The following is a 6605-nucleotide window of genomic DNA, read 5'->3' as shown; positions in this document are numbered from 1 at the left end:
TACCGCGCGGGTGCGGCTCGGCGCGTTGCCCACCCTGGACGCCGATACCGCCGCCGCACTCGCCCGCGACGGTCACCTGCTCGATTCCCGGCCGCCCGCCGCCTACGCCGGTGCGGCGGACGACGCGACCGGCGGCCACATTCCCGGCGCGTCCGGCCGCGGGTGGCGGTACCGCGCGGGTGCGGCTCGGCGCGTTGCCCACCCTGGACGCCGATACCGCCGCCGCACTCGCCCGCGACGGTCACCTGCTCGATTCCCGGCCGCCCGCCGCGTACGCCGGCTCGGCGGACGACGCGACCGGCGGCCACATTCCCGGCGCGCACAGCCTGCCCGGGAACGAGAACCTCCGCGAGGGCTACTTCGAGGACGACGACACACTTCGCTCGCGTTACGCGCCCTACCTCACCGGCGCACCCGTCGGCGCCTACTGCGGTGGCGGCGTCGCCGCGACCCTGGACGTGCTCGCCCTGAGCAAACTCGGCGTGACCGCCGCGCTCTACCCCGGCTCGTGGTCACAGTGGATCACCGACCCCACCCGGCCGATCGCCACAGGCACCGCTCGCGGCTGACCGGCAGGCATCGAAGGCGCGAGTTCTCGACTGCCCGGAGAAAGGATCCGGCGAGGTGTCGGTCCCTCGTGTCAAACTGTCGACGTTGTTGACTGGCCGGAGGAGAATGCATGGGCGCCACCGACGACCGACCCACGGTGAGATTGGTCGCGCATTGCCGTCGCTGTCACGGTTGGCTGCTGTCGCCGTACTCGGTCGCGCAAGGTATCGGACCCACGTGCGCGAGCCGGGAGCGCGCGGAACTGCGCGCCGCTTCCGCGACGCAGCCGCACGAATTGACGCTGTTCGACGTCGCAGCGTGAGTGCCCCCGGTCGAGAACCACTGAGCGACGGCGCCCGATCGAGCTGTCGTCACCGGTAACGTGCCGCCGGATCGGTCCATCGTGCCAATGCTCGGTAGAGCCAGTATTGGGCGGCGCCCGAGGTGGTGGTTCCGGTGATCTCGGTGGTGAGTTCCCAATAGCGGTGAATGGCCGGGTGCGTGTCGGCGGCGCCGTGGAGGAGTCGGTGCCGCAGGCGTGGCGTGTCGCGTTCGCGCCGGGCGGTGGCGTGGACGTCGATGAACTGGTCGAGTTCAGGACCGGGGTGTGGTTCACAGTGTGCGGCGACAAGCGCGTCGACGGATTCGCATACTTCGGCGACCCCTGTCACCAATGCGCGTTTGTCGTGGATTCCGGCCGGGTCCGTCCGCCAGAGTTGGCGCGCCATCGCGGCGGTCAGTGCGGGATCGGTGATGTGGGCGGTGAGTTCGGCGTAGGCGACGACTTGTCGCGGCGGCGGATCAGCCGGTAGGTCCGGGATGTTCATCGCGACGAACCCGTCGAAGATCGCCGATGGCAGCGGCGTGAGCAGTCGCCGCCAGAACTTCACGAGACGGTCGTGCGCATGATGCCGATCTTGAACGGCGGCAAGCAATTCCAGCCGTGCGGTGCGTTCGGCGGGAGGGGCGTCCTCTACGGCGAGTAGCGATGCTCGTCGCCAGGCCAGCGTGCGGAGTTCGGTGTCGAGCGCGGCGCGTTCGGCGGCGACCGCGTCGGCGATGGAGGTGTCACCGCTGAGGACGTCGGTGATCGCGGACAGGCTGAGGCCGAGCGTTCGAAGTCGGCGCAGCAGCAGTACCCGGTCGACCGCGCTCACCGAATCGAACAGTCGGTGCCCGCCGGTGCTGCGCTGGGCCTCCAGGATCCCCTCGTCGCAGTAGAAGCGGAGCGTGCGCACGGGCACACCGGTCGATCGCGACAGCTCTCCGATACTCACCAGGCCGTCACGGTGTGTGTTCTCGGTCACAATCGCTGGAACCTCCACTCCAGTGGAGTTCCTACCGTACTGGAACACCCCCCGAGAGAAGGAGATTCGATGACCGAGGACACGACGATGAGCACCGAGCAGATCTGGCGGGCCGTCGCTGCTGAGCGGGCCGGTTTGGCCGAGCTGCTGGCGCCGCTGCCGGAAGCCGGATGGGACCATCCCTCGCTGTGCGATGGATGGCGCGTGCGTGACGTTGTCGCGCACGTAGTGTTGTCGGCTCGCGCCGATATCGGCTGGATCCTGGTCAACCTGATCCGAGCGAGAGGCAGCCTCCACCGGGCGATCTTCGATACCGCTGTTCGTCACGCGAACCACGTGACGACAGCGCAGTTGCTCGACGAGTTGCGTGACAGTGTCGATGCGCGGGTCACGGCGATCGGCACGACACCGGCCGATCGGTTGATGGATCTGCTGGTGCACGGCCAGGACATCGCGCGTCCGCTCGGCATCGCACGGGAAATGCCGAAAGCCGCCGCAGTCGTGGCGATCGACCGGATCTGGACCACGGGCGCCCCCTTCCACGCCCGAAAGAAGTTCACCGGTTACCGCCTCCTGGCATCCGACGCCGAGTGGGCCGCAGGCGAGGGACCGATCATCACCGGCCCGGCCGCCGCCCTCTTGCTGGTCCTCACCGGACGCCGCGGAGCGTGGGATGAGATCACCGGAGATGGGGCGACGCTGTTTGCCGAGGATGCTCGACCGTAGTCGGTCGCTGCGCCGCTACGCATCGGGCATGAGTTGCCGGGGGTGCGTCCAGCGGGCGAGGAGGACGGTGGCGTCGTCCTGTAGCGGCTGGTGCTGGTGTTCGAGGACGGCCTTGATGAGTCGCCGGGCTGTTTCCGGTGGCGGGTGGCCTGCTGCGGCTTCGCGGCGCAGGAAATCGATGAGACGGGTTTCGCCGAAGAATTCGCCGGTGTTGTCGCGTGCTTCCGGGACGCCGTCGGTGTACAGGAGCAGCCAGTCTTCGGGTTGCAGGAATTCCTCGCCGATGTGAAGTTCCCCGATCCCGAGGCCCAAGGGCAGGCTGTGACCGGCGTTGAGCGGCTTGACGATCTTGCCGCCGCGCATGAGGAGTGGCTCCGGGTGACCTGCGTTGATATAGCGAAGTCGGCCGGTGGGGAGGTCGAGCTCCGCGAGTACGGCCGTGGCGAACAACGCGTGACCGAACTGATGGCTGATGGTCTCGTCGATGGTGCGCGCTTGTTCGTAGAGGCCGTGGCCCGCGTGCCGGGCGCTGCGGTAGGCGGCCACCGCGGCGGCGGCGATCAAACCGCTTCGCAAGTCGTGGCCGACGGCATCCAACACGATCAGATTCGCGGTGGTTTCGGACAGGGCGTAGTCGAAGGCGTCGCCGCTGACGCTGTGCCGCGGTTCGATGACGCCGGTGACGACGAAGCTGTCCACCCCGGCGGTCAGTGGCGGCAACAGCGACCAGATCAGCTCGGCGTTGACCGTCCGACGGGTGCGCAGCCGGGTCCGTTCGAGTGCGTCGCCGTATTGGCTCATCGCGGTGACGAGGTGGCCGAGCAGGTGCGATACCCATTGGCATTGCACTCGAAGACCAGGATCGTAGAGATCATCGACGCTATCGACCTGAACATCCAAGACGCCGAGACGTTCGACTCCGTCCATCAACGGCACCCAGAGCCGGTACCGATCAGTGGTCTGCGAAGGCAGGATTTGCACCTGACGGAACGCTCGCCCCGGCAGGGTGTTATCGATCTCGAAAGCTCCTGCCGGTACCGCCTCCGCTTCGCCGGTGGCGAATCCGGTCGTGAGGGGGCACAGGTATCGCTGGTCGTAATCGGTCAAGTAGATCGCGATGTGGACACCCAGTGCCCGGCCCGCGGATTCGGCGATGGCGGGTAGGCGGTCCGGCGGTGCGAGTTCGGCCCCTTCGAGCAGTCGCACCAGCGCGGACAGGGGGGCGTCGCGTGGTTCGCGGCTGCGCAACGGGCGGCTGTAGACCGCGCGCTTGGCCCAGGTCAGCTCATCGATGCGTTCGTTGACCGCGTGGGCGAGGATGTCGCGGTCCAAAGCTGGTGTCTCGCCTGTGCCGCGTACGTAGGCGTCGACCTCGAGGTAGCCGGCTTCGCCGCCCATACCGAAGTAGCGCATCCACAGTTCCTCCACGGACAGTTGCGCGCCCTTCAACGCCAACGCGAGACTGCGTTGCTGCTCGCGGACATTGCTGTCGGCTTCGTCAGCGGCCGGGTCGTCGGTCATCGCGGTCACCATCCGCACGGTCGGCATCGATTTCGATGAGCACTGGACCACCTTTCAGCGCAGACGCCGCACGGTCGACTGGGCAAGGCGTTCGGCGACCCGGCGCAATGTGGTGCGCTGCTCGCCTGCGGTTCGGGCCAACGTCAGGAACGCGGTCCGCTCGTCCACCCCGTCCCGGGCCATGACGATGCCCTTCGCCAACGTGACCGCTTCGCGCGTGCGCAGATGATCCGCGATCTGAGCGCTGACACGCTCGGCGTCCTCGGCGGCGCGCATGTTCGACAACAGCATGGCCGCCTGAGCGGCGAACATGGTCAGCAAACGCTCCTCGCGCGCGCCATAGGTGTGCGGCTCGCGGGCGTAGACCTTGATCGCCCCCAATGCCTGGGTACCGGCGACCAGGGGCGCGCTCAACGACGACCGTAGCCCCAACCGCACCGCCTGGCGTGACCAGGACGGCCAGCGATCATCCACCGCGAGGTCATCGACTCGCAGCACCACCCGATCCGCCCACGCGGCCAAGCACGGACCTGTCCCCAGTCGGTACTGCAAGCTGTCGGCTTCTTCGACCAGGTCATCGGTGGCCGCCGCGGTCACGCGTTCGCCTTCGCTGTCCACCAGGGTGATGCCGGCTCCGGCGGTCCGGGGCACCATCTCCATCGACAACGCCGTGATCAACTTCAATGCCGTGGTCACCGTCTCGACGGAAAGGAACAGACCCGACATGCGCGCGAACGCCGCCGCTATCTGCTGCGTAGCCGCGACCTCGCTCAGCAGGCCTTCTGTCGGCGGGAGATCCGCGGGCATCGCGTCATGCACCTCCTCGACCTCCGGCCGGCCCGGTCTTGCGGTGGTCCGTGCGCCGACCCGTTCGGGCCATTCCGGCGCCCTTCCCCTGGCAATCACCGGACGCGGGGGAGGGCTGATCGGTGCGCAGACGGCGCGTGCCCTAAGGATAGCCGACCGCTCGTGGTCTCGAACCTGACCGGCCCGAAGCCGTCACCGCTGGTTTCACGCGGATTCGAGTCGACGGTCAGCCAGGTCGGCGCTCGCTGAGCATCGACGCGCTTGCATACCCCGGGTGGACATTCCGGCCCTGCCGTACGGCGCTAGGGCAGATCGTGGCCGAAGCCGAAGTGGAGCTGGATGGTGGTGCCGTGCTGGGTGGTGTGGATGCGCACGAGATCGGTGAGATGGTTGACCAGCAGCAGCCCGCGGCCGCCCGGCCGATAGGACTGGGCGGGCAGGCGGCCCGCGAGCGGATTCGTGATGTGCCCACTGTCGCTGATCCGGCAGCGCAGTTCGTTCTCGTCGGTCCACATCGTCAGCGTGCCGTGTCCGCCGCCGTGGACGACGGAGTTGGTGGTGGTCTCCGCGATGACCAGTTCGACATCGATCAGACGGTGCTCGGGTATGCCCGCGCGGCGGGCGTGGTCGGTGGCGACGTGCCGGACGTGGGCCAGGGAGGTCGCGTCGAAGACCATGGTGGCGGCGGTGTCGGGCGGAGCCGGGAGCGGTCGGTTGTAGGACTCGACGATGTGGTCGGGGTCGTAGTGGTCACTGGTTCGCTGACCGGTGGCGTCGATCAGGACGGGGTGGGTGGCGTGCGCGTCGGCCAGGACATCAGACGGCAGGCGTTCGGTGTCGTAGGGGCACAGGATGCTCACTTCCCGCCCGGTGAAAGCCGCGTTTATCAGAGCTTCGTGCTGAACGCACGCTGGATACTCCAGCGCTGAGCGGCCGGCCCAGATGGGTTCACCGATGATTCGCACGCGTCCGGACCGGTGTTCGTCGGCGAAGGCGCGGAGTACTCCGGGGATGATGCGACCGGGGTTGCGGCCTTCGACCGTCATGTCCATCAGGTGTACCGAGGCCGCGTCGGAGCCGAGTTCGGCGCGTAAGAGGGCCAGGTTCGGGCCGGGAACCGCCACCGCGACCGGTTCACCGTGCGCGAGCCCTTCGCGAATGAACCCGACGGTGCCTGCGAGGTACTCCTCGGTGTCGCGATAGAACAGCGCGGGGTGCACGAAGGGGTCGGTCGAAGCGGCCGACGCAGCGCCAGGAGAACTCATGGGTGCACTACCTCGATCGTGTGTAGGAAGGGCCAGAACACTTCGAGGATCCGAAGCATCATCGGCGGCGGCCGATGCAACACGATTCGTCGTGCCTGCGATGGATCGCTGGCAGCCTCTACCAGAATCGACGTCCCGTTGACGTCGATGAACGTCAGCTCGGACAGGTCCAAGTGGACGTCCCGGTCCACGGCGACCAGCTCGGCGAGAACCGAGCGCCAAGCATCGCGGGTGGTGAAATCGACCGCGCCCGCGCACCGCAGGCCGGAAGGGTCGCTGCTGATCCGAGACGTCCGGAGGGTCGACATATCCGGCACCCGCGGACGACGAGGTGGGGTCGACGGTGCGGAATCCACTGCTCACCGACCTTCCACTGACCACGACGAAACGAGGTGATATGACGAAACGACGTCAGGATATTACGCGTCCG

The 6605-nt window shown here is 67.7% G+C and carries 8 protein-coding genes; 3 read left to right on the top strand and 5 right to left on the bottom strand.

Going from position 1 to position 6605, the window contains the following annotated elements; genetic code table 11:
- Both ON19_RS16550 and ON19_RS16545 read left to right on the top strand, forming a co-directional pair.
- Positions 1–569 (top strand): sulfurtransferase (locus tag ON19_RS16550; protein WP_255218393.1); only part of this gene is annotated, 569 nt, incomplete at its 5' end.
- Positions 570–679: 110 nt separating this feature from the next.
- On the top strand, positions 680–871 hold the full coding sequence (locus ON19_RS16545; protein WP_043692841.1) for a DUF6011 domain-containing protein: 192 nt from the start codon (positions 680–682) through the stop codon (positions 869–871).
- Positions 872–920: 49 nt separating this feature from the next.
- On the opposite strand, the gene ON19_RS16540 is transcribed toward ON19_RS16545, so the two are convergent.
- The gene (locus ON19_RS16540) at positions 921–1856 is read right to left on the bottom strand and encodes a MerR family transcriptional regulator (RefSeq protein WP_043692870.1); all 936 of its coding nucleotides are present in this window, start codon (positions 1854–1856) and stop codon (positions 921–923) included.
- Positions 1857–1925: 69 nt separating this feature from the next.
- Here ON19_RS16540 and ON19_RS16535 point away from each other — a divergent pair, with 69 nt between their 5' ends.
- Positions 1926–2582 carry a maleylpyruvate isomerase family mycothiol-dependent enzyme gene (locus tag ON19_RS16535; protein WP_051168972.1) on the top strand — a complete coding sequence of 219 codons (657 nt, stop codon included), beginning with the start codon at positions 1926–1928 and terminating at the stop codon, positions 2580–2582.
- A 15-nt stretch (positions 2583–2597) separates the two neighbouring features.
- Here the strand turns inward: ON19_RS16535 and ON19_RS16530 are convergent, their stop codons facing one another.
- The 4 genes from ON19_RS16530 to ON19_RS16515 all read right to left on the bottom strand — a co-directional run bounded on the left by ON19_RS16530 (position 2598) and on the right by ON19_RS16515 (position 6483).
- Entirely contained in the window at positions 2598–4103 is a 1506-nt protein-coding gene (locus ON19_RS16530; protein ID WP_043692864.1) for a PP2C family protein-serine/threonine phosphatase, read from the bottom strand.
- Positions 4104–4157: 54 nt separating this feature from the next.
- Positions 4158–4910 (bottom strand): GAF and ANTAR domain-containing protein, encoded by a 753-nt coding sequence (locus ON19_RS16525; RefSeq protein ID WP_051168971.1) that lies wholly within the window; start codon positions 4908–4910, stop codon positions 4158–4160.
- A 302-nt stretch (positions 4911–5212) separates the two neighbouring features.
- On the bottom strand, positions 5213–6175 hold the full coding sequence (locus ON19_RS16520; RefSeq protein ID WP_043692838.1) for a sensor histidine kinase: 963 nt from the start codon (positions 6173–6175) through the stop codon (positions 5213–5215).
- On the bottom strand, positions 6172–6483 hold the full coding sequence (locus ON19_RS16515) for an STAS domain-containing protein (protein WP_043692835.1): 312 nt from the start codon (positions 6481–6483) through the stop codon (positions 6172–6174). The genes ON19_RS16520 and ON19_RS16515 overlap by 4 nt, the downstream gene beginning before the upstream one ends.
- Between the last annotated feature and the right edge of the window lie 122 nt (positions 6484–6605).

The organism is Nocardia abscessus NBRC 100374 (assembly GCF_000308455.1).
Taxonomy (GTDB): Bacteria; Actinomycetota; Actinomycetes; order Mycobacteriales; family Mycobacteriaceae; genus Nocardia; species Nocardia abscessus.
Note: the sequence above shows the minus strand (reverse complement) of the source record. Positions and strands in the feature narration are given on the sequence as shown.

Coding starts and splice junctions, on each gene's coding strand:
- ON19_RS16545 (WP_043692841.1), top strand. CDS start 680: ATGGGCGCCACCGACGACCGACCCACGGTGAGATTGGTCGCGCATTGC.
- ON19_RS16530 (WP_043692864.1), bottom strand. CDS start 4,103: ATGACCGACGACCCGGCCGCTGACGAAGCCGACAGCAATGTCCGCGAG.
- ON19_RS16525 (WP_051168971.1), bottom strand. CDS start 4,910: ATGCCCGCGGATCTCCCGCCGACAGAAGGCCTGCTGAGCGAGGTCGCG.
- ON19_RS16535 (WP_051168972.1), top strand. CDS start 1,926: ATGACCGAGGACACGACGATGAGCACCGAGCAGATCTGGCGGGCCGTC.
- ON19_RS16520 (WP_043692838.1), bottom strand. CDS start 6,175: ATGAGTTCTCCTGGCGCTGCGTCGGCCGCTTCGACCGACCCCTTCGTG.
- ON19_RS16515 (WP_043692835.1), bottom strand. CDS start 6,483: ATGTCGACCCTCCGGACGTCTCGGATCAGCAGCGACCCTTCCGGCCTG.